The sequence below is a fragment of the Xanthomonas sp. NCPPB 1638 genome (assembly GCF_041475635.2).
Taxonomy (GTDB): Bacteria; Pseudomonadota; Gammaproteobacteria; order Xanthomonadales; family Xanthomonadaceae; genus Xanthomonas; species Xanthomonas cucurbitae.
This window is the reverse complement of the sequence record NZ_CM192984.1, coordinates 3,001,343-3,021,302: the sequence shown is the minus strand read 5'-3', so window position 1 is coordinate 3,021,302 and position 19,960 is coordinate 3,001,343. Positions and strand designations below refer to the sequence as shown.

At 65.3% G+C, this 19,960-nt stretch carries 22 protein-coding genes; 6 read left to right on the top strand and 16 right to left on the bottom strand.

Annotation, left to right across the window (positions count from 1 at the left end; all coding sequences use genetic code 11):
• Nucleotides 1–251 precede the first annotated feature (251 nt).
• The 7 genes from ACCQ13_RS13020 to ACCQ13_RS12990 form a co-directional block, all read right to left on the bottom strand.
• Nucleotides 252–581: a non-heme iron oxygenase ferredoxin subunit gene (locus tag ACCQ13_RS13020; protein WP_104603991.1), complete on the bottom strand. Its 330-nt coding sequence runs from the start codon at nucleotides 579–581 to the stop codon at nucleotides 252–254.
• A complete protein-coding gene (locus tag ACCQ13_RS13015) occupies nucleotides 578–1,117 on the bottom strand; it encodes a GNAT family N-acetyltransferase (protein WP_104603992.1) in 540 nt (179 codons plus the stop codon). The genes ACCQ13_RS13020 and ACCQ13_RS13015 overlap by 4 nt, the downstream gene beginning before the upstream one ends.
• A 294-nt stretch (nucleotides 1,118–1,411) precedes the next feature.
• Nucleotides 1,412–2,656: a cysteine desulfurase gene (locus tag ACCQ13_RS13010; protein ID WP_104603993.1), complete on the bottom strand. Its 1,245-nt coding sequence runs from the start codon at nucleotides 2,654–2,656 to the stop codon at nucleotides 1,412–1,414.
• On the bottom strand, nucleotides 2,653–3,915 hold the full coding sequence (sufD, locus tag ACCQ13_RS13005; protein ID WP_104603994.1) for a Fe-S cluster assembly protein SufD: 1,263 nt from the start codon (nucleotides 3,913–3,915) through the stop codon (nucleotides 2,653–2,655). The genes ACCQ13_RS13010 and sufD overlap by 4 nt, the downstream gene beginning before the upstream one ends.
• Nucleotides 3,915–4,679, bottom strand: a complete 765-nt coding sequence (gene sufC, locus ACCQ13_RS13000) for a Fe-S cluster assembly ATPase SufC (RefSeq protein WP_104603995.1) — start codon at nucleotides 4,677–4,679, stop codon at nucleotides 3,915–3,917. The genes sufD and sufC overlap by 1 nt, the downstream gene beginning before the upstream one ends.
• Nucleotides 4,680–4,844: 165 nt before the next feature.
• On the bottom strand, nucleotides 4,845–6,302 hold the full coding sequence (gene sufB, locus ACCQ13_RS12995; protein WP_104603996.1) for a Fe-S cluster assembly protein SufB: 1,458 nt from the start codon (nucleotides 6,300–6,302) through the stop codon (nucleotides 4,845–4,847).
• Between the two features lie 15 nt (nucleotides 6,303–6,317).
• Complete coding sequence (locus ACCQ13_RS12990; RefSeq protein WP_104603997.1) at nucleotides 6,318–6,776, bottom strand: SUF system Fe-S cluster assembly regulator; 459 nt, start codon at nucleotides 6,774–6,776, stop codon at nucleotides 6,318–6,320.
• 174 nt (nucleotides 6,777–6,950) lie between these two features.
• Here ACCQ13_RS12990 and ACCQ13_RS12985 point away from each other — a divergent pair, with 174 nt between their 5' ends.
• Complete coding sequence (locus ACCQ13_RS12985) at nucleotides 6,951–7,418, top strand: SET domain-containing protein (RefSeq protein ID WP_104603998.1); 468 nt, start codon at nucleotides 6,951–6,953, stop codon at nucleotides 7,416–7,418.
• Nucleotides 7,419–7,724: 306 nt separating this feature from the next.
• Here ACCQ13_RS12985 and ACCQ13_RS12980 read toward each other — a convergent pair whose 3' ends face one another.
• The 4 genes from ACCQ13_RS12980 to ACCQ13_RS12965 all read right to left on the bottom strand — a co-directional run bounded on the left by ACCQ13_RS12980 (nucleotide 7,725) and on the right by ACCQ13_RS12965 (nucleotide 9,960).
• The gene (locus tag ACCQ13_RS12980) at nucleotides 7,725–8,321 is read right to left on the bottom strand and encodes a YceB family lipoprotein (RefSeq protein ID WP_104603999.1); all 597 of its coding nucleotides are present in this window, start codon (nucleotides 8,319–8,321) and stop codon (nucleotides 7,725–7,727) included.
• Between the two features lie 55 nt (nucleotides 8,322–8,376).
• Nucleotides 8,377–8,745, bottom strand: a complete 369-nt coding sequence (locus tag ACCQ13_RS12975) for a hypothetical protein (RefSeq protein WP_104604009.1) — start codon at nucleotides 8,743–8,745, stop codon at nucleotides 8,377–8,379.
• Nucleotides 8,746–8,969: 224 nt separating this feature from the next.
• Nucleotides 8,970–9,272 carry a DUF3861 domain-containing protein gene (locus ACCQ13_RS12970; protein WP_167526915.1) on the bottom strand — a complete coding sequence of 101 codons (303 nt, stop codon included), beginning with the start codon at nucleotides 9,270–9,272 and terminating at the stop codon, nucleotides 8,970–8,972.
• Between the two features lie 91 nt (nucleotides 9,273–9,363).
• On the bottom strand, nucleotides 9,364–9,960 hold the full coding sequence (locus ACCQ13_RS12965) for a M23 family metallopeptidase (RefSeq protein WP_274391961.1): 597 nt from the start codon (nucleotides 9,958–9,960) through the stop codon (nucleotides 9,364–9,366).
• A 34-nt stretch (nucleotides 9,961–9,994) separates the two neighbouring features.
• On the opposite strand from ACCQ13_RS12965, the gene ACCQ13_RS12960 reads away from it, so the two are divergent.
• Nucleotides 9,995–10,177: a hypothetical protein gene (locus ACCQ13_RS12960; protein WP_104604002.1), complete on the top strand. Its 183-nt coding sequence runs from the start codon at nucleotides 9,995–9,997 to the stop codon at nucleotides 10,175–10,177.
• 156 nt (nucleotides 10,178–10,333) lie between these two features.
• Here the strand turns inward: ACCQ13_RS12960 and ACCQ13_RS12955 are convergent, their stop codons facing one another.
• The 3 genes from ACCQ13_RS12955 to ACCQ13_RS12945 form a co-directional block, all read right to left on the bottom strand.
• A complete protein-coding gene (locus tag ACCQ13_RS12955) occupies nucleotides 10,334–10,756 on the bottom strand; it encodes an HU family DNA-binding protein (RefSeq protein WP_104604003.1) in 423 nt (140 codons plus the stop codon).
• 462 nt (nucleotides 10,757–11,218) lie between these two features.
• Nucleotides 11,219–12,070, bottom strand: coding sequence for a pyrroline-5-carboxylate reductase (gene proC / locus ACCQ13_RS12950; RefSeq protein WP_159407310.1), 852 nt, complete (start codon nucleotides 12,068–12,070; stop codon nucleotides 11,219–11,221).
• 48 nt (nucleotides 12,071–12,118) lie between these two features.
• On the bottom strand, nucleotides 12,119–12,811 hold the full coding sequence (locus ACCQ13_RS12945; protein WP_159407309.1) for a YggS family pyridoxal phosphate-dependent enzyme: 693 nt from the start codon (nucleotides 12,809–12,811) through the stop codon (nucleotides 12,119–12,121).
• A gap of 243 nt (nucleotides 12,812–13,054) precedes the next feature.
• On the opposite strand from ACCQ13_RS12945, the gene ACCQ13_RS12940 reads away from it, so the two are divergent.
• The 4 genes from ACCQ13_RS12940 (at nucleotide 13,055) to ACCQ13_RS12925 (ending at nucleotide 17,405) form a co-directional block, all read left to right on the top strand.
• Nucleotides 13,055–14,092, top strand: a complete 1,038-nt coding sequence (locus ACCQ13_RS12940; RefSeq protein ID WP_104604005.1) for a type IV pilus twitching motility protein PilT — start codon at nucleotides 13,055–13,057, stop codon at nucleotides 14,090–14,092.
• Nucleotides 14,093–14,206: 114 nt separating this feature from the next.
• Nucleotides 14,207–15,337 (top strand): PilT/PilU family type 4a pilus ATPase, encoded by a 1,131-nt coding sequence (locus tag ACCQ13_RS12935; RefSeq protein ID WP_104604006.1) that lies wholly within the window; start codon nucleotides 14,207–14,209, stop codon nucleotides 15,335–15,337.
• Nucleotides 15,338–15,557: 220 nt separating this feature from the next.
• Nucleotides 15,558–16,541 (top strand): IS5 family transposase, encoded by a 984-nt coding sequence (locus ACCQ13_RS12930; protein WP_159406471.1) that lies wholly within the window; start codon nucleotides 15,558–15,560, stop codon nucleotides 16,539–16,541.
• Nucleotides 16,542–16,730: 189 nt separating this feature from the next.
• On the top strand, nucleotides 16,731–17,405 hold the full coding sequence (locus ACCQ13_RS12925; RefSeq protein ID WP_167527011.1) for a YitT family protein: 675 nt from the start codon (nucleotides 16,731–16,733) through the stop codon (nucleotides 17,403–17,405).
• A gap of 115 nt (nucleotides 17,406–17,520) precedes the next feature.
• Here ACCQ13_RS12925 and ACCQ13_RS12920 read toward each other — a convergent pair whose 3' ends face one another.
• On the bottom strand, nucleotides 17,521–18,060 hold the full coding sequence (locus ACCQ13_RS12920; protein ID WP_104605329.1) for a DNA-3-methyladenine glycosylase I: 540 nt from the start codon (nucleotides 18,058–18,060) through the stop codon (nucleotides 17,521–17,523).
• The gene (locus ACCQ13_RS12915; RefSeq protein ID WP_159407308.1) at nucleotides 18,057–19,910 is read right to left on the bottom strand and encodes a DUF4153 domain-containing protein; all 1,854 of its coding nucleotides are present in this window, start codon (nucleotides 19,908–19,910) and stop codon (nucleotides 18,057–18,059) included. Before ACCQ13_RS12915 ends, ACCQ13_RS12920 begins: the two co-directional genes overlap by 4 nt.
• Nucleotides 19,911–19,960 lie beyond the last annotated feature (50 nt).

The following is a 19,960-nucleotide window of genomic DNA, read 5'->3' as shown; positions in this document are numbered from 1 at the left end:
GGGACGGACGCCGTGAAGCGCAGGCAGGGCGATGGAGCGGGACCGGGTGGACGCAGGCGCATGGGGTCGCTGAAAGGCCGGGTGAAGAAGGCCTAAAGAAAGTGTGATATTAAATGAAAATCATTCTTCTTCGCAATCCTGTCAGCGGGCAGGGCGTGTGCGGCGCAGATGGGAGGCAGCGTCGATGGCACCCAGATGCTGACGCGGCAGGGTACAGGTTCAACAGGCGCTGGGATGCGCCGGCAACCTGCTCAGCGATCGTCCCGGGTCCAGATACCGTCGTGTTCGCGCTTGACCGGGAACCTGGGCACGGCGGTGTAGGCAGGGGCGCACAGCGGGCGGCCATCGCGGATGTCGAAGCGTGCGCCATGCAGCTGGCATTCGATGCTGCCCGCCACCGGGTCGAAGTTGCCGGGCGACAACGCGTAGTCTTCGTGGGTGCAGCGGTCTTCCAGGGCGTAGAGCTCGCCCTCCAGATTGAACACCACGATCGGTGCGTCGGTCACCTCATCCCAGACGGTCTGCAATTCGCCAGGCAACAGGGCCGCGCTGGCACAGACGAAGGTCCAGGTCTGGCTCATGGCGTGGTGTGTCCGAGCTGTTTTTCCAGCACTTCGAAGCGCAGGTCCTCGCGTAGCGGCATGCCGAAGCGTTCGTCGCCATACGGGAAAGGTTTGAACACGCCGGTACGGCGGTAGCCGCGACGTTCGTAGAAGGCGATGAGCTCATGTCGCACATCGATCACGGTCATGCGGATCAGCGGCAATTCCCACTCGCTGGCCACCAGACGCTCGGCGTAAGCCAGCAACGTCTTGCCCAGCCCGCTGCCCTGCAGCGTTGGCTCGACCGCGAACATGCCGAAGTAGCCAGCGTCGTCGTCGGCGGCGATGTGCGCGCAGGCCAGCAGGCGCCCGTCCTGTTCGACCAGCAGCACCAGGCTGCGCTCGCGCAGGATGTCCTGGCGCAGCACGGCCGGATCGATACGCGCGCCATCGAGGAGATCGGCCTCGGTGGTCCAGCCGACACGGCTGCTGTCGCCGCGATAGGCCGAGGTCACCAGCTGGACAAGGGCGTCGATGTCTTCGACGGTGGCGGTGCGGAAGGTGGTGGTCTGCATGTGCGGCAGTTTAGCGGGAATCGGGAATCGGGAATCGGGAATCGGGAATCGGGAATCGGGAATCGGGAATCGGGAATCGGGAATCGGGAATCGGGAATCGGGAATCGGGAATCGGGAATCGGGAATCGGGAATCGGGAATCGGGAATCGGGAATCGGGAATCGGGAATCGGGAATCGGGAATCGGGAATCGGGAAAAGCGTTGCGCTGCTCGATGAGCCATGTTCCATGCATAGAACGTCCCAGGTCTTCGGTAGAGCCGCTCTCGATTCCCCATTCCCGATTCCCTATTCCAATCAACCCAGTAGTCGACGCACCTTCAGCAACGCCGCAACGAACCGCTCGATCTCGTCATGGGTGTTGTAGAACGCCAGCGAGGCGCGACAGGTGGCGGCCACGTCGTAGTACTGCAGCAGCGGGTGCGCACAATGCTGGCCGGAGCGGATGGCCACGCCTTCCAGGTCGAGCAGGGTGGCCAGGTCGTGCGCGTGGGCGCCTTCGACCAGGAACGACACCACCGCTGCCTTGTCGGGCGTGGTGCCGAAGAGGCGCAGGCCGTCGATGCGCTGCAGCTCCTCGGTGAAGTGCGCCAGCAGTTCCGCCTCGCGGGCTTCCACATGCGCAAGACCGAGCGTCTCCAGATAGTCCACCGCCGCACCCAGGCCCACGAAGCCGGCGATATTGGGCGTGCCGGCTTCGAACTTGTGCGGGGCATCGTTGAACACGGTGCCCTCGAAGCTGACTTCCTTGATCATCTCGCCGCCGCCTAAAAACGGCGGCATCGCCTGCAGGTGTTCGCGGCGCGCCCATAGCGCACCGGTACCGGTGGGGCCGCACATCTTGTGGCCGGTGATGGCGTAGAAATCGCAGCCGATCGCGGCCACGTCGATACGCCGGTGCGGCGCCGCCTGCGAGCCGTCCACTACGGTGACGATGCCGCGCTTGCGCGCGTCGCGGCAGATCTCGCGCACCGGGTTCACCGTGCCCAATACGTTGGACACATGCGTAACGGCGAGCAGCTTGACCTCGGGCGTCATCGCCTTGCGCAGTGCGTCCAGATCCAGCGCGCCGTCGGGCGTGATCTCGGCCACGCGGATGCTGGCGCCGGTGCGCTGGGCCACCAGCTGCCACGGCACGATGTTGGCGTGGTGCTCCATGCGCGAGATCAGTATCACATCACCCGGGCCCAGCCGCGGCAGTGCCCACGAGTAAGCCACCAGGTTGATCGCGAACGTGGTGCCGCTGCAAAGCACCAGCTCGTCGGCGCGCACGTTGAGAAAGCGCGCCAGCTTGCTGCGCGCGCCTTCGAATGCATCGGTTGCCTCGGTTCCCAGCGCATGCACTGCGCGGCTGACATTAGCGTTCTGCCGGCGATAGAACGCGTCGGTGGCCGCAATCACCTGGAGCGGCTTTTGCCCGGTGTTGGCATTGTCGAAATAGATCAGCGGCTTGCCATGCACCTGCCGCATGAGTAGCGGGAAATCGGAGCGCACGCGGTTCCAGTCGGGTGCCGCGTGCTGCGGAACGGCCGGCATGTTCATGCCACGCCCGCCGAATTCAGGGCGCGGTCCAGCTGCAGCGCCAGCACTGCGGTCAGTGCGTCCGGCAGTACCCGCAACGGTTCGTGGCAGAACGCGGCGCTTAGCAAACGCTGCGCCTGCGCCTGCGGCAAGCCACGCGAGCGCAGATAGAACAAGGCGTTGTCGTCGAGTTGGCCGACGGTGGCGCCATGCGCGGCCTGGACTTCTTCGGCATCGATCACCAGCACTGGCTGGGTATCGATTTCAGCGTTTGACGAGAGCAGCAGGTTCTTGTTGGACAGCCGCGCATCGGTACCGTCGGCCCCGGGACGGATGCGGATACCGCCATGGAAGACCACGCGGCTGCGATCGGCACCCACGCCGCGCCATACCAGCTCACAGGCGGTGTCGCGGGCGATGTGTTCGATGCCCAGGCGCGTGTCGACATGACGGCGACCATTGCCCAGCAGCACGCCATTGGCGGTGAGCCGGGCGTTGCTGCCTTCCAGGCGCACGTTGAGCTCGTGCCGCGACAGGCCGGCGCCCAGTTCCAGGTCCACGCGCTGGTAGCGTGCATCGCGCGCGAGCACGGCATCGGTGCGCAGCAACGAGGTCGCCTGCGCGCTGTCGGCCTGCACGCGTGCATGCGACAACGCCGCGTTCTGCGCCAAGTGCACGTGCATCAAGCTGTTGGCCAGGTGCGCCGCATCGCCGATATGCAGGTGATGTTCGACCACGTTCAACGACGCACCGGCACGCAGCTCGATCAGATGTCGGTGATGCCAGGCGAGGTCGTGTTCGCCGGCCACGCTGACGAAGACCAGATGCAACGGCAGCGCGATCTGCGCAGCATCCTGCACCTGCACCAGCACGCCTTCATCGGCGAGTGCGGCATTGAGACGGGCGAAGATCTCGTCGCTGCCTTCGAAGCGTCGGCCGAGCAGCTGTTGCGCCTGGCCGTCTGCGGCCAGCGAGGCGGACAAGGTGCCCAGCTGCACGCCATCGGGCAAGGTCGACAGATCGCTCAGCGCCTGCGACGGCCGCCCGTTGACGAACACCAGGCGCGGCGAGGGGATCACATCCAGCGCGGCGGCGTCGATCAGCGTCGGCACCAGCGGCGCGGGCTGGAAGCTGCGCCGCTCCAGCTGCCGCAGCGAGGTGTATTTCCAGGCCTCGGCACGCGGGCCGGGCAGGCCGCTCTGCAGGGCAGCATCGAGTTCGGCGCGGCGGCTGTCATCGCCGCGGAAACCGTGCGCCAGGGAATCAAGCAGCGCGCTCATCAGGCGGCAACCTCGGGCACCACGCGGTCCTTCAGGAAGTGGTAACCGTGCTTTTCCAGCTCCAGCGCCAGCTCCGGGCCGCCACTCTGCACGATGCGGCCTTCGGCCAGCACATGCACCACGTCCGGCTTGATGTAGTCGAGCAGGCGCTGGTAGTGAGTGATGACCAGGAACGAACGCTCCGGCGAACGCAAGGCATTGACGCCGTCGGCCACGCTCTTGAGTGCGTCGATATCCAGGCCGGAGTCGGTCTCGTCCAGGATGGCGAACTTGGGCTCCAGCACGGCCAGCTGGAAGATTTCGTTGCGTTTCTTTTCGCCACCCGAGAAGCCTTCGTTGACGCCGCGGTGTAGTAGCTCGTCCTTCAAGTGCAGCACAGCCAGTTTCTGCCGAACCAGCTTAAGGAACTGCATCGAATCCAGCTCGTCTTCGCCGCGCGCCTTGCGCTGCGCATTGAGCGCGGCGCGCAGGAAATAGGTGTTGTTGACGCCGGGGATTTCCACCGGGTACTGGAAGGCCAAGAACAGGCCTGCAGCGGCGCGTTCTTCCGGCGGCAGGTCGAGCAGGTCCTTGCCGTCGAACTGCACGCTGCCTTCGCCGACCTCATAGCCATCGCGCCCGGCCAGCACATTGCCCAGCGTGGACTTGCCGGCGCCGTTGGGTCCCATGATGGCGTGCACCTGGCCGGGCTGGATATCCAGCGACAGGCCCTTGAGGATGTCTTTGCCGGCGATGCTGGCGTGGAGATTTTGAATGTTGAGCATGCTGATGGTCCGTCAGAATTCTTATGTAGCCCCTCTCCCGCCGGGAGAGGGGTTGGGGTGAGGGTCGGCGCGAAGCGGCTCCTGAATTTGGGTGCACGAGGCTTAGCTCGTACCCTCATCCGGCGCTGCGCGCCACCTTCTCCCAAAGGGAGAAGGGAATGAGTGTCAGCCGACGCTGCCTTCCAGCGACACTTCCAGCAGCTTCTTGGCTTCTACGGCGAACTCCATCGGCAGTTCGCGGAAGACCTGCTTGCAGAAGCCGTCGACGATCAGCGACACCGCATCTTCCTGGCTGATGCCACGCGCGCGGCAATAGAACAGCTGGTTGTCGCTGATCTTGGAGGTGGTGGCCTCGTGCTCGACAGTGGCGCCCGGATTCTTCACCTCGATATAGGGGAAGGTATGCGCGCCGCACTGCTTGCCGATCAACAGCGAATCGCACTGGGTGTAGTTGCGCGCGCCATCGGCATTGCGGTCCACCTTGACCAGGCCGCGGTAGGTGTTCTGGCCGCGCCCGGCGCTGATGCCCTTGCTGACGATCTTGCTCTTGGTGCGCTTGCCGATGTGAATCATCTTGGTGCCGGTGTCGGCCTGCTGGCGGTGGTGGGTGAGCGCTACCGAATGGAATTCGCCCACCGAGTCGTCGCCGAGCAGCACGCACGAGGGATACTTCCAGGTGATGGCCGAGCCGGTTTCGACCTGTGTCCAGGTGACCTTGCTGCGCGCACCACGGCATTCGGCACGCTTGGTGACGAAGTTGTAGATGCCGCCAACACCGTTCTCGTCGCCCGGGTACCAGTTCTGCACGGTCGAATACTTGATTTCGGCATCTTCCAGCGTCACCAGCTCCACCACGGCGGCATGCAGCTGGTTTTCATCGCGCATCGGCGCAGTGCAGCCTTCCAGATACGAGACGTAGGCCTTGTCCTCGCACACGATCAAGGTGCGCTCGAACTGGCCGGTATGGCCGGCGTTGATGCGGAAGTAGGTACTCAGCTCCATCGGGCAACGCACACCCGCAGGAATGAACACGAAGCTGCCATCGGAAAATACGGCCGAGTTCAGGGCGGCAAAGTAGTTGTCGCCCACCGGCACCACGCTGCCCAGGTACTGCCTGACGATCTCCGGGTGCTCCTTGATGGCCTCGGACATCGAGCAGAAGATCACGCCCTTTTCGGCCAGCTCCTTGCGGAACGTGGTGCCGACCGAGACCGAATCGAACACCGCATCCACCGCCACGCCCGCCAGCTTGGCCCGCTCGTGCAGCGGCACGCCGAGCTTGTCGTAGGTATCGAGCAGCTCCTTGGGCACCTCGTCCAGCGAGGCGTACTTCGGGCCCTTGGGCGCGGAGTAATAGCTCAGCGCCTGGAAATCGATCGGCGCGATCTGCAGCTTCGCCCACTCCGGCATCGGCATTTTCAGCCAATGGCGGTAGGCCTCCAGACGCCAGTCGGTCATCCACTGCGGCTCGTCTTTCTTGGCCGACAGCGCACGGATGACATCTTCGTCCAGGCCGGGCGGGAGCGAATCGGATTCGATCTCGGTGACGAAGCCGGCGTCGTAGCGCCGGCCCAGCCGTTCGAGGATCTGTGCATTCTGCGGAGGAGCAAGTTCGGTGGCCATCGGGCTGCCTACAGGTCAGGTGGTCGCGACGCGCGCGGCGATGGAACGCCGGCGGCTGTCGCCAGGGAGGGAAAGGGGCTGCAGCATCTGCGCCAGCGTCACGCGGCGCAGGGCATCGCCCACCACGTCGTTGATCAGGCGCCAGTTGGAACGCACCCCGCAGGTATGCGCGATGCCGCACTGGCTGTGGTCCTGGCTGCATTCGGTGATCGCCAGCGGGCCCTCCATTGCCTCGACGATTTCCACCAGGGTGATGTCGCTGGCGGCGCGTGCCAGCCGGTAGCCGCCATGCACGCCGCGCAGACCTTCGACCAGGCCGGCCTGCGACAACGGCTTGAGGATCTTGCTCACGGTCGGCGCTTCAAGCCCGGCCTGCTCGGCCAGCTCGCTGGCACTGAGCACTTGCTCGCTGCGCGCGGCCAACACGGTCAGCACCACGGTGGCGTAATCGGTGAGTTTGGTGACGCGCAACATGGGAAATCGCTGCCATCCTAAAACGGACCGAAATTGTACTCTTTTGGGCGCGGGACGGCCAACTGCCCGGTTCAGCCGCCGGCAAGCCGCAGCTGTTGCGAGCGGTGGCGCGCTTGTGCTTGGCGGTGGGGCGCGCTGCGGTCACAATGAGCGGCCCCATCACCGGATCCTTACATGTCGCGCAAAGTTGCCGCCCGCAAGTCACGTATCCACGGCAATGGCATGTTCGCCCTCGCCGCGCTCCGCAAGGGCGAGCGCATCATCCAGTACAAGGGCCGTCTGCGCACGCATGCCGAGGTGGACGCCGACGACACCGGCGATGTGGAGAGCGGGCACACGTTTCTGTTCACCCTCAGCGACGACTACGTGCTGGACGCCAACTACGAAGGCAACGTGGCGCGCTGGATCAACCACAGCTGCAATCCCAATTGCGAAGCGGTGATCGAAGAGGCAGAAGGCGACGACCGCCGCAAGGACAAGATCTTCATCGAGGCCAAGCGCGCCATCAAGCCCGGCGAGGAGCTCACCTACAACTACGGCATCACCTTGAGCGAACGGCACACGCCGCGGTTGAAGAAGATCTGGGAATGCCGCTGCGGTTCAAAGAACTGTACCGGCACCATGCTGCAGCCCAAGCGCTGAGCAGAACTCCTGGGGCGCCGAGGTCGAGGGAATCGCGCCGGGTGCTGGCGCTCGGATCAATGATTGCGATCACCCCGGCTGGGGCGCGCGTGGCGGTGGAGGGTTGTCTAGACCAGGCAAGGTACGAGGCCTACCACGCGCTGGTGTTGCCCGGTGGCTTCCCGACCCAGACACCCAGCGCACCGATGAAACCGCAATCACCTTGCATCCGCGCCTTCGCAGCCGCACACAGGCGGATGGCGGCGGTTTGCGATGAACGAGCGACACCGGCAGGTCGAAGGCTGCGCGGCTAGGCAGAACATTCGCTCAGCTGCCGGACACCGCCGCCGGTGGCACCAGCTGTTCGATGTTCTGGTTGAAAGTGACCGCCACCCGGCCGTTCTGGATGGCAACCGATTGCACCTGCACCTCACCCATCAATGCAGCGATAGACGGGTCGATACGATAGATCGGCTCCTTGCGCGCATAGTCCGCCAGCCAGGCGTTCAGCAGCTGGCGCGTGCTGTGATCCAGCCGCGCACCGGCGTTGGCCGGGCGAAAATCGTCGATGCTGGGTTGGTCGAGATAAAACCCTTGCTTGGCAGTGTCGTAGCGCAGTGCACTGGTCAGCGTGACGTGACCGACCGGCGCAGGCGCCGCACCTGCGGTGGCCACCGACAGATCGAAGGCCATCATGAGGCGGTCACCGGGTGGCAGCGATAGCGCGGGGTTGCTGACGGTCATGGCAATCAGCCCGCCCAGGGCGTCGTGGGTTTGCGGAAAACGTCCGCCCAGATACTGCTGCACATCGCTGGCCTGCACGCTGATCTGGTGGCCCTGGATCTGGGGTGCCGCCCACGCGGTCGCGCCTGGCAATGCCAGGGCCAGTGCAAGCAGGGGTCCGGCGAGCAAGCGCAATTTCATAGGGTGACTCCAGCGGCAGATGACACCACCTTATTCGCCGCCGGTGAACCGTGGGTTAGCGCAACACCGGATGCAGCGTGGCCGAGTAGATCTCCCAGCCCTGGCCGCCGGCACGCGGTTGCAACCGGTATGTCCCGACCAGTTGCTGGCTGCCCGATGCAGTGCGCACGACGATGCGTACCGGCACTTCCACCCGTTGCAACGGCTGCTGCGGATCCAGCGGCTGCGCAGGATCGTTGAGGATGCGCATCGAAACGATGCCGCCCATGGCGCGTAGCACGCCGTCATCCGGGACGGGGGGCGGGCGGCCACCGACCCAGAGCGCATCGGCCTGCGCACGCGCAGCGCCGGGCAGGGCGCCCAGATAGCGTTGCACGGTGGAGCCGGCGGCGATCAAGCCGGCCTGCGTCGTCGCATCGATCATGGGCACGGCGGCGGGCGGCGCATTGGCCTTGTGCGCGGCATCGTGGACCGTCGCGGGCGCTACCGGCGTTACCTGTGCCGGGGTGACGGCGCCCGTGTCGGGGGTCGGGGTACGCCCACAACTGCAGCCGCCGATCGCAACGACCACGATGATGATTCCGATCCAGCGCATGGCGCTCCCCTTGGCCGATGCGCGCAGTGTAGCGGTGGGCGGTGCTGCTGCGCTCAAACCCCCGGTTGCACGCGTTGCAGGCGTTCCAGCAGCAATTGCAGTTTGGGCCGTAGCGCGTCCAGCGCGTTGCTTGGGCGTGCGCGTGGGCGTGCGGCCAGGTCTTCGAGGAGTTGCGATCCTACTGTCAGGGCAGCGCACTCATCGCTGCTCAGGTCGCGGCGCAGGTGTAGCTCTTCGACCAAGCGCATCCAGTCCGCGCGGGAGCGCTGCTCGAACTCGATGGCGCAGCGATCCTCACAGGGGCGGCCATCGGTTTCGATCGGCGTGACCGTGATGCGATAGCGTTTTCGGGTCATGGCGGGTCGAGTCATTGCGGGGTAAGGCCACCATAGGCGCAGGCTGCGCTGCGCTCGAGAGCGTGCGCCATGACGCAGTGTTCCAGCCTGCTCAATCGCCTGGCGCAGGTGCATTCCTGCGCAATAGCGGCAATGGATCGTACGCACCGTTGCGTCCATAGACGCCATAGTGCAAATGCGGCGGGGTGCCGCGCGCATTGCCGGTGGTGCCCACCGTGCCGAGCGGCGTGCCGGGCTCGACCACCTGGCCGACCGCCAGCCCCGCAGCCCAGTCGTCCAGATGCGCGTAGTAGTGCCGTTCCATTGCCGGCCCCAGTACCCAGACCTGTTTGCCGCCGAGCCCGCGATCGCGGATTGCGCTGACCACGCCACGGGTTGCCGCCAGCACCGCCGTGCCACGCGGCGCGAAGATGTCCACCCCGGCATGCGTGCGGTCGCGCCCGCGTGGCGCGCCGAAGGTATCGGCGATCTGGCGTGCACGCACGTCTTGCACCGGCACGCGCAACGAGACCGGCGGCGCCATCTGGGACAGCTCCCAGGTGGCGCGCAGCTGTCCGGCGATCGGTAGCTGCCAGGCCCAGCGTGCGGCGACGACCAGGCTGCACAGCAGTGCGATCGACACCACGATGCGGCGAACACGGCGCGCCGGGCTGGAGGACGAAGCAGGCAAGGTCACGGAGAGTGTCACTGGCTGGGATGCCCGCCAGGATAGGACGCTGGCGATGAGCGGGAGGTATGGTCGCGGCAGCGTCGCCTATGTCGGCGTGGTCTTGGCCATGTCGCAGCCAGGCATCGCAGCGCTGTCGATGGTGCGTCCGGGCATGCCCGATCAGCCGCAGGCAGCTCTCCAGCAATCGCATCGCAAGCACTTCATGCCGCCGTCGGACATGCGACGGCCACGCTAACGTGGAGGCCTGTGGCCGTTTGCAGGGGGCGAATGTCCGCGACGCCGTTTCGGCATTGCCTCAAGGATTTTCCAGGCGACATGCCCCGCTGGCGTCATCATGAAACAAAAAAAGACGGCCCGAAGGCCGTCTCGATGACACCAAAGATGCGCTCGATCAGAGCGCGGAGTCCTTCAGCTTCTTTGCAACGCGTGCCCGGACCTTGAAGCCGGCCGGCTTGGCAGCAAAGACCTGCTCTTCCTTGGTGAAGGGGTTGATGCCCTTGCGCTTGGGCTTGGCCGGCACGTGGACGCTGGTCAGCTTCAGCATGCCCGGCAGGGTGAAGCTGCCCGCTCCCTTCTTGCTCAGCGATGCATGTGCAGCGCCTTCCAGCGCCGCCAGCACGGCGCGCACTTCCTTCGGAGCCAGCTGGGTGGCTTCGGCAATATGCGCGACCAGGCCGGTCTTGCTCAGCGCTTCCTTGATCGGCTTCGGCGCGGCGGTCTTGCTGGCGGCCTTGGCCGGCTTCGCGGTCTTGGTGGCGGCGACCTTTTTCACTGCCTTCTTGGGGGCAGCCTTCTTAGCGGCGGTTTTTGCCATGAGTTATACGTTCCGTATTCGTTGGTGGTGTTGGGTCTGCCGACCCGGTCGGCAACGCGAAATGTAGGGCAACTGCTGCGCGCCGCCAATAGGCAAACGCTAAAACGACACGAAAAAACCGTGTTTCGACGGGATTCGTTCACCAGCGGTGGAAAACCGGGGCAAACCGGTGTGCGCTGTGCGTAGCGCACGCGTGGCTGCAGGGCATCTGACGCGCAGCAGCAGGCGCTTGCGCAGGCGCGTGCACGGCAGGGTGCGCGCCGCGTTCGGCTGGGCGCGACCAAGCGCACGATCGTGCGGCCGTCGATCATCGCGCACGCGACAGCCGCGTTGCTGCAGGTCGCGCCATGGCGGCGTCTGCTTGCCGTCTGCGATGAAGCGTCAGGCCTGGCAGCACGCCGCGCTCCCAGGAGTGCGGCGCGGCGGCAGTTCCGCCTCGCGTGCACGCTTGCCTAGTCGTTCCTAGTCGTTTGCGGCAGACAGGCTGCGGCCGCGTTCGGTGGCCGCCGCGATCGCCTTGCCTGCAAGCGCTTCGAAGCCGCCGGCCTGGAACGTTTCGATGGCCGCCTGCGTGGTGCCATTGGGCGAGGTCACGCGACGTCGCAGCACCTCGGGTGCCTCGCCCGATTCGGTGAGCATGCGCGAGGCACCGAGCAAGGTCTGCAAAACCAGCGTGCGCGCGGTATCGGCCGGCAGGCCCTGCGCCTGTGCTGCGGCCTCCATCGCCTCGGCCAGCAGAAACACATAGGCCGGCCCGCTGCCGGAGACGGCGGTCACCGCATCCATCTGCGTTTCCTCCTCGATCCACACGGTGACGCCGGCACTCTGTAACAACCGGGTCGCCTGCGCGCGCTGGGCCTGGGAGACGCGCGCACTGGCGTACAGCCCGGTGACGCCGGCACCGAGCAGGGCAGGGGTGTTGGGCATCGCACGAACCACGGCCACATCGCCGCCGCACCAGCGCTGCAGCTGCGTTGCAGTGATGCCGGCCGCGATCGACACCAGCAGCGGCTGTCGGGCTTGGGCAAGATCGGCCAGCTGCGCGCAGACCGCTGGCATGACCTGCGGCTTGACCGCCAGCAGCCAGGTGTCGGCTCCATCGGCGGCCTGGCAAGCGTCTTCCCACGTTTCCACGCCAAAGTCGCGCGACAGCGCCGCGCGCAGTTCGGCCACTGGCTCGGCGACCCGGATGCGCGCCGCCGGCACGCCCTGCCGGATCAGCCCGGCGATGAGGCTGCGCGCCATGTTGCCGCCGCCGATGAAGGCGATGGAGCCGGCGTTGGCGGACGATGCAGACGCGGAAGGCAAGGTCATTGGGAACTCCAGTAAGCAACGATGGATGGTGCCGGCGCGCGGCGTGGATCAGGCGGATGCATCGGGCGAAGGCGTGCGTGCACCGAACAGCGCTGTGCCCACCCGCACCATGGTGGCACCGGCCGCGATCGCTTCGGCGAAGTCCGAGCTCATGCCCATCGACAAGGTGTCCACCTGCGCAAAACGCTGCTGCAGCCGTGCGAAGAGCGCCTGCATGCCGACAAAGGCCGCCGCGCGCCGCGCCGCTTCCGGAAACGGCGCCGGGATGGCCATCAATCCGCGCAGGCGCAGTGTGGGCTGCCGTGCGATGGCGTCGGCCAGCGCATCGATCGCCTCCGGCGCGCAGCCGTGTTTGCTGTCCTCATCGTCGATGTTGACCTGGATCAGCACATTCAACGGTGCACGATCGCCGGGGCGATGGCGCGCCAGCAACGGAATGAGCTTGGGGCGGTCCACGGTCTGCACCCAGTCGAAGCACTGGCTGGCCAGCTCGGCTTTGTTGGATTGCAGGTGGCCGATCAGGTGCCATTCCAGCCCAAGTGCGCGGAGCATGGCGATCTTGGCCTCGGCTTCTTGCACGTAGTTTTCGCCGAATGCATGCTGCCCCTGCGCCGCCAAGGCGGCGATGGCCTCGGCCGGCTTGGTCTTGGAGACCGCCAGCAGGCGGACGTCGCTGCGTGCGTGGTCGGTTGCCGCGGCCTGGATGGCATCGAGAATCTGCTGCAGCGACGAAACCGGCACGGGGGACATCCAGGAAAGACGGGTGGCTAGTGTGCCGCCGCCGGTGGCTGGCTTCCAGCACGTAGGGTAGGGCGGCCCCCTGGCCTGGATGCAGGCTAGGGTCATGCCCGAAAAACAACGCCTTCAGCCCTGCGCCGGCCTGCCGGCCCGAACCGGCGCTGACCCGCTTCCCGCGCGCTGCCAGAACGCTATACTGCCGGCAGGGGAGTACCTTCCAATCGCAGCCTAGGGGAAAAGCAGCGCATGGATATCGCTGAACTATTGGCGTTTTCCGTCAAGAACAAGGCGTCGGACCTGCACCTGTCCGCAGGGCTGCCGCCGATGATCCGTGTCGATGGCGATGTCCGTCGTATCAATATTCCGGCGCTGGACCACAAGCAGGTGCATGCGCTGGTGTACGACATCATGTCGGACAAGCAGCGGCGCGACTACGAAGAATTCCTCGAGGTCGATTTCTCCTTCGAGATTCCCTCGCTGGCGCGCTTCCGCGTCAATGCGTTCAACCAGAATCGCGGCGCCGGGGCGGTGTTCCGTACCATTCCCTCCGAAGTGCTGACCCTGGAAGACCTCGGCTGCCCGCCGATCTTCCGCCAGCTGATCGACCAGCCGCAGGGGCTGATCCTGGTCACCGGCCCGACCGGCTCGGGCAAGTCGACCACGCTGGCCGGCATGATCGATTACATCAACAAGAACGAATACGGCCACATCCTCACCGTCGAGGACCCCATCGAATTCGTGCACGTCTCGCAGAAGTGCCTCATCAACCAGCGCGAGGTGCACCGCGACACGCACGGCTTCAACGAGGCGCTGCGCTCGGCGCTGCGCGAAGACCCGGACATCATCCTGGTCGGCGAATTGCGCGACCTGGAAACCATCCGCCTGGCGCTTACCGCGGCAGAGACTGGCCACTTGGTGTTCGGCACCTTGCATACCAGCTCGGCGGCCAAGACCATCGACCGCATCATCGACGTGTTCCCGGCCGGGGAAAAGCCGATGGTGCGCTCGATGCTGTCCGAATCGCTGCGCGCGGTGATTTCGCAGGCGCTGCTGAAGAAGGTCGGCGGCGGGCGCACTGCCGCCTGGGAAATCATGGTCGGTACCCCGGCCATCCGCAACCTGATCCGCGAGGACAAGGTGGCGCAGATGTATTCGGCGATCCAGACCGGCCAGCAATACGGCATGCAGACGCTGGACCAGCACCTGCAGGACCTGGTCAAGCGCAGCCTCATCACGCGCAACCAGGCGCGCGAATATGCCAAGGACAAGCGGATATTTGAGTGATTCGGGAATAGGGAATCGGGAATAGGGAATCGTAAAGGCGGTTCCCGTTACCGGATCCGTTGCCCGGCTTCTCCGATTCTCGATTCCCCATTCCCGGCACCGAGGGCGCACGCCATGAGCAGCATCGACTTCACCTCCTTTCTCAAGCTGATGGCGCATCAGAAGGCGTCGGACCTGTTCATCACCTCCGGCATGCCGCCGGCGATCAAGGTGCATGGCAAGATCAGCCCGATCACCCAGACACCGCTGACCGCGCAGCAGAGCCGCGACCTGGTGCTGAACGTGATGACGCCGGCGCAGCGCGAGGAGTTCGAAAAGACCCACGAGTGCAATTTCGCCATCGGTGTGTCGGGCGTGGGCCGATTCCGTGTGAGCTGCTTCTATCAACGCAACCAGGTCGGCATGGTGCTGCGCCGGATCGAAACGCGCATTCCCACCGTCGAAGAACTGAGCCTGCCGCCGGTCATCAAGACGCTGGCGATGACCAAGCGCGGCATCATCATCTTCGTCGGCGCCACCGGTGCCGGCAAGTCGACCTCGCTGGCGGCGATGATCGGCTACCGCAACCAGAATTCCACCGGGCACATCATCACTATCGAGGACCCGATCGAATTCGTGCACAAGCACGAGGGCTGCATCATCACCCAGCGCGAAGTCGGCATCGACACCGATAGCTGGGAAAACGCGCTGAAAAACACACTGCGCCAGGCGCCGGACGTCATCATGATCGGCGAGGTGCGTACCCGCGAAGGCATGGACCACGCCATCGCCTTCGCCGAAACCGGCCACCTGGTGCTGTGCACGCTGCACGCCAACAACGCCAACCAGGCGATGGACCGCATCATCAACTTCTTCCCGGAGGATCGCCGCAGCCAGTTGTTGATGGACCTGTCGCTCAACCTCAAAGGCGTGGTCGCCCAGCAGCTGATCCCCACCCCGGATGGGCGCAGCCGCCGCGTGGCGATGGAAATCATGCTGGGCACGCCGCTGGTGCAGGACTACATCCGTGATGGTGAGATCCACAAGCTCAAGGAGATCATGAAGGAGTCCACCAACCTGGGCATGCGCACCTTCGATCAGAGCCTGTTCGAGCTGTACCAGGCCGGTGAGATCAGCTACGAAGATGCCTTGCGTTATGCCGATTCGCAGAACGAGGTGCGCCTGCGCATCAAGCTCTCGCAAGGCGGGGATGCCAAGACCCTGGCGCAGGGACTGGACGGGGTGGAGATCGCCGAGGTTCGGTAAGATCGGCCGCAGTCACGCAAGGCGGCCTGCTCGAACCGGGCAGCCGCATCGCGCAGCCCTCCGGCCGGACCCGGAACTGCCCGCGCGGGCAATTCTGCCGCTCCCAATGGGCGCGTTGCAGTTTCGGATGTAACCGCGCCGGCCGATAGTGTCTAAGGACGCTCTGAACAAAGCAGCCTGATCTGCGACAATTGACCGACGACCCAAGCGGACGATTTCGATGCAACTGAGCTTTGGCGACGCGGAGTACAACGGCAAGCGCAAGCGAACACGGCGGGAGGTGTTCCTGGCCGAGATGGATCAGGTGGTGCCTTGGAAGGCCTTGCTGGCGCTGATCGAACCGCACTATCCCAAGTCGGGCCAGCCTGGGCGACAGCCGTATCGACTGGAGACGATGCTGCGGATTCACTTTTTGCAGCAGTGGTACGCGCTGAGCGACCCTGGGGCAGAAGAGGCGTTGTACGACACGTTGTCGATGCGGCGTTTTGCGAAGATCGGCGGCCTGGATGGGGTGCCGGATGAGACCACGATTCTCAACTTTCGGCATCTGCTGGAACAGCACGACTTGGCACGCAAGCTGTTTGATCGAGTGAACGCGCATCTGTCACGCAAGGGCCAGAGCTTGCGTGGTGGCACGATCGTGGATGCCACGATCATTGCTGCGCCCAGTTCGACCAAGAACAAGCAGGGCGAACGCGATCCGGAAATGCACCAGACCAAGAAGGGCAACCAGTACTACTTCGGGATGAAAGCGCACATTGGCGTGGATGATGAGTCCGGGTTGGTGCACCACGTGGAATGCACGGCAGCCAACGCGGCGGACATCACGCAGGCGCACAAACTGCTGCACGGCAAGGAAGACACGGTGAGCGGGGACAGCGGCTACACCGGACTGGACAAGCGCGAAGAGATGGCGAGCAAGCGCAAGCTGCGCTACCTGATCGCAGAAAAGCGCTCGAAGTTGAAGCAGATCAAGAACAAACGCGCGTTGAAGCGGGCAAAGCGTTGGGAGCACACCAAGGCCAGCCTGCGGGCGAAGGTGGAGCATCCGTTCCGCGTTATCAAACGCCAGTTCGGCTACGTCAAGGTGCGCTATCGCGGTTTGGCGAAGAACACCGCGCAGGTGTTGACGCTGTTTGCGCTGTCGAACCTGTGGCAGAAGCGAAAGCACTTATTGCCTGCGATGGCCGAGTTGCGTCTGTAATCCGGGGAAACCCTCGGAAATGAGCTGAAAACGGCGAAAATCGAAGGTTTGAACGAGTTTTACGCGACCCAGGACGGCTTTTTCCGTCTCCTGGCTGCGTTGATCAGACAATCCCTAATACCGCACCCCACTGCAGTCCCCACCCTTGTGAGCCTTCCCGATTCCGATCTGCGTCCGGAGCAGGCGCCGTTGCCCGATGACGGCGCGGTGGTCACCTCCGGCCCATTGACGCCACCGCCGGATTCGGCGGGCACCGCGGCCGACGACCGTGCTTACCATCATTCGGTGGCCGAAGACGTGCAGGGCATGCTGCTGGCGACCCTGGTCGCTTCGCTGGGTCTGGCCATCTTCGCCAAGGGCGGGTTGATGATCGGTGGCATGGCCGGCGTGGCGTTCCTGCTGCACTACGCGCTGGGCTGGAACTTCGGCCTGGTGTTCGTGCTGGTCAACCTGCCGTTCTACTGGCTGAGCGTGCGCCGCATGGGCTGGGAATTCACCTTGAAGACCTTTGCTGCGGTGGGTGCCTGCGGTGCGCTGACCGACCTGCTGCCGCGCTGGGCCGATTACGCGCAGATCAGCACTGCATTCTCGGCCATTGCCGGTGGTGCGCTGTCGGGCCTGGGCATCCTGTTCTTCATCCGCCACCGTGGCAGCCTGGGCGGCATCGGCATCCTGGCGGTCTACCTGCAGCGCGAACGCGGCTGGAGCGCCGGCAAGGTGCAGATGAGCTTCGATACCATGCTGATGCTCGTGGCCTTCGCCGTGCTGGCGCCGCACAAGGTGCTGTATTCGGCGTTGGGCGCGTTGATGCTGAGCCTGGTCTTGATGTTCAACCACCGCCCGCACCGATACATGGGCGTGTGACTGCGCGAGGGTAGACGCGCCACTACGCGGGTGTGGCAATCGGCAGGAACGCAGGCGCTGGGTGCGCTGCCGGAGCGCGAGGCCTGGCGGGCAGGCGCGTTGCGCAGAGCTTGCATCACACGCTGCGCATCCAGGGCGGTGCCAGGGCTGCGACCCGCGTGTATACCGGGCAGCCGGGGTGATGCGCGCCGGGCAGGTAGCCCAGGCTCATCAGGAACTCGCCGGTGATCTCGCCGCCGGTGAAGCGAAAGGTCTTCTTGAACAATGTGACCCAGGCCGGTTTGTCCAGCGGATGCTGCGCGTCCAGCCACTGCGCGAAGCTGCCGTGCGAGCGGCGCAGGGTCTGGATGACCTGCGCATTGTGGATGGCCGCCACTATCTTCAGGCGGTTGCGGATGATGCCGGCATCGCCCAGCAGGCGCGCGACATCCGCATCGCCATAGGCCGCCACGGTATCCACGTCGAAGCCGTCGTAGGCCAGGCGAAAATTGGCACGCTTGCGCAGGATGGTTTCCCAGCTCAGGCCGGCCTGGTTGATTTCCAGCACCAGCCGTTCGAACAACTCAGGGTCCTCGCGCTGCGGAAAGCCGTATTCGTGATCGTGGTAATGCGCATGCACCGGATGACCCGGCGCGATCGCACAATAGGCGCTCATGGGCGAGGCGGCGGATTGATGCCGTCGGCGCTTGGCGTGATGTCGATGCGGGTGCCTTCGGGCAGAATCAGGTCCGGCCAGCGCGTGGGGCGCGTCTGCAACTGCCCGTTGCGCAGCGCTTGGCGTAGCCGCTCCTGGGCGTTGCCGCCGCCGGAATGGTGCCGGATCGTGCCGGCCTGGTACCAACCGGCCGCGTTGCGCGCATACAGCACGCAATCGATCGCGTACTCGCCCTTTACATTGCACAGCATTACATCGGGCTGGCCATCGCCATCCAGATCGTCGCTGCTGACCACGCAATCGCTGTCGCGCTGCGTGCACTGGCCGCGATCCTGCAGGCGTGGGGTGGACGTCAGTAGATAGGTCCACCAATCGGCTGGCGGCGCTGCCTTGCCGGCGGCAACGACCACCTGCTTGCGGAGTTGGGCCAGGTCGGTCAGCTCGTTGCTTGCTGGCGGCTGTGCCTGCTCGTCACGGTCCCAGCGTTCGGTGCGTGCCAGCAGCCGGCCCAGCGCTTGCTGGCGTGCGGCATCGCCCGCAAACGCGGGATCGTCGCGCAGCGACTGCACCGCCAGATAGCCACGCCGGCCATTGTCGAAGCGCAGGAATTGCAGATTCGTTTTCTCGCTCTCGGGCGTGCCGGTGGCCAGCCGCTGCATCTGGCTCTGCACCGTGATGCGGTAAGGGTCCAGCAACGGGCTGTTGATCAGGATCGCCAGGCCGATCACCACCCATGACAGCAGCAGGTTGCCGCTGGCCAGGTGCGGCAGCCAGCGGTCGGCGCGCGGCCGCAGTACTGCGAAGGCGTAGGCCAGCGCGTAGGCCAGCGCCAGTGACGCCAGCACCGCCGCGCAGAAGCGCTCGCCAGTCCAGCCATGCTGGCCAATGCGCAGCGCCAGGGCATAGGCTGCCAGCCCCGCGTGCGCCGGCAGGCTCAGCAGCCCGGCCTCGACCACCCGACGCAGCCAGCGCGGATACGGTGGCTGCACGTCGCCATCCCGATAGACCGCATTGGCGAACAGCACCAGCGCGAACACCAGGCTCAACAGGATCGCCGCAGCCGAACGGGTCTGCCAAAGCGCCTGCAGGCCGGTGAATGGCAGTACCAGCACAAATAGCAGTGCGATGCCGGCCAGCAGCGGTAGCAGGCCGGTGCACAACGCGAACAGGATCTGCCGCATCACCTGCACCGCGCGGTGCTGGGTGCGCCCGATCAGGATGCCCAGCCCCGTCATGATGCCGGTCGCCAGGTAGATGAAGGCCTGTTCGCGGAACAGCTCGCGAAAGACCATGATCTTGACCAATGCGAACAGGCTGGCCCACAACCACAGCACCATCCAGCACACCCACACGAACAGCAGCGCCAGTGCCAGGGTCAGGGCGTTCTGCCAGGCGTGTTCGAACAGGTCGCGGTAGTCCGCCCGCCAGTGGCCGTGCTGTTGTCGAGACTGCAACCAGGGCAGGGCGACGAACCACCCGGCCGTGACGGTGAAGCCGAATGGCCACAGCACTGCCGCGGTCCGCAGGCCTGGCGCACCGGTGGCGCTCCACGCTGCCCAGCCCGCCAGGGCGGCCAGTACCAGCGTGCTGCCGGCGATGTGCTGCCACAGGCGGCGATCGCGTAGCTGCTGCAGGCTCAGCAGCACCATGCTGGGCACCGTCATCACCAGGGTGTACCAGCAGATGCGCATGCCCAGTTCGGTGAACGGCCGCACGCCGTGCTGTTCGCCCAGCGCCGCCAGGTACAGCAGGCCGCCTTGCAACAGTGCCACCAGCACGATGGATGCGCGGATCTGTCGCGGCAGCGGCGCGTCGGGGTGTGCGGCCGCGTTGGTCGGTGGGGGCAGCATCGTCGGTCCTTGGCGGTGTCGGGCTGCAGTATCGCATTGGCGCAGCGCGC

Bases quoted from the DNA above. Each gene is read 5' to 3' on its own strand.
- ACCQ13_RS13015 (WP_104603992.1), bottom strand. From the start codon at position 1,117: ATGCAGACCACCACCTTCCGCACCGCCACCGTCGAAGACATCGACGCC.
- ACCQ13_RS12960 (WP_104604002.1), top strand. From the start codon at position 9,995: ATGAGCGGGAGGTATGGTCGCGGCAGCGTCGCCTATGTCGGCGTGGTC.
- ACCQ13_RS12940 (WP_104604005.1), top strand. From the start codon at position 13,055: ATGGATATCGCTGAACTATTGGCGTTTTCCGTCAAGAACAAGGCGTCG.
- proC (WP_159407310.1), bottom strand. From the start codon at position 12,070: ATGACCTTGCCTTCCGCGTCTGCATCGTCCGCCAACGCCGGCTCCATC.
- ACCQ13_RS12975 (WP_104604009.1), bottom strand. From the start codon at position 8,745: ATGATCGATGCGACGACGCAGGCCGGCTTGATCGCCGCCGGCTCCACC.
- ACCQ13_RS12920 (WP_104605329.1), bottom strand. From the start codon at position 18,060: ATGAGCGCCTATTGTGCGATCGCGCCGGGTCATCCGGTGCATGCGCAT.
- ACCQ13_RS12985 (WP_104603998.1), top strand. From the start codon at position 6,951: ATGTCGCGCAAAGTTGCCGCCCGCAAGTCACGTATCCACGGCAATGGC.
- ACCQ13_RS13020 (WP_104603991.1), bottom strand. From the start codon at position 581: ATGAGCCAGACCTGGACCTTCGTCTGTGCCAGCGCGGCCCTGTTGCCT.
- ACCQ13_RS12955 (WP_104604003.1), bottom strand. From the start codon at position 10,756: ATGGCAAAAACCGCCGCTAAGAAGGCTGCCCCCAAGAAGGCAGTGAAA.
- sufB (WP_104603996.1), bottom strand. From the start codon at position 6,302: ATGGCCACCGAACTTGCTCCTCCGCAGAATGCACAGATCCTCGAACGG.
- sufD (WP_104603994.1), bottom strand. From the start codon at position 3,915: ATGAGCGCGCTGCTTGATTCCCTGGCGCACGGTTTCCGCGGCGATGAC.
- ACCQ13_RS12935 (WP_104604006.1), top strand. From the start codon at position 14,207: ATGAGCAGCATCGACTTCACCTCCTTTCTCAAGCTGATGGCGCATCAG.
- ACCQ13_RS12980 (WP_104603999.1), bottom strand. From the start codon at position 8,321: ATGAAATTGCGCTTGCTCGCCGGACCCCTGCTTGCACTGGCCCTGGCA.
- ACCQ13_RS12915 (WP_159407308.1), bottom strand. From the start codon at position 19,910: ATGCTGCCCCCACCGACCAACGCGGCCGCACACCCCGACGCGCCGCTG.
- ACCQ13_RS12970 (WP_167526915.1), bottom strand. From the start codon at position 9,272: ATGACCCGAAAACGCTATCGCATCACGGTCACGCCGATCGAAACCGAT.
- ACCQ13_RS12990 (WP_104603997.1), bottom strand. From the start codon at position 6,776: ATGTTGCGCGTCACCAAACTCACCGATTACGCCACCGTGGTGCTGACC.
- ACCQ13_RS12930 (WP_159406471.1), top strand. From the start codon at position 15,558: ATGCAACTGAGCTTTGGCGACGCGGAGTACAACGGCAAGCGCAAGCGA.
- ACCQ13_RS13010 (WP_104603993.1), bottom strand. From the start codon at position 2,656: ATGAACATGCCGGCCGTTCCGCAGCACGCGGCACCCGACTGGAACCGC.
- sufC (WP_104603995.1), bottom strand. From the start codon at position 4,679: ATGCTCAACATTCAAAATCTCCACGCCAGCATCGCCGGCAAAGACATC.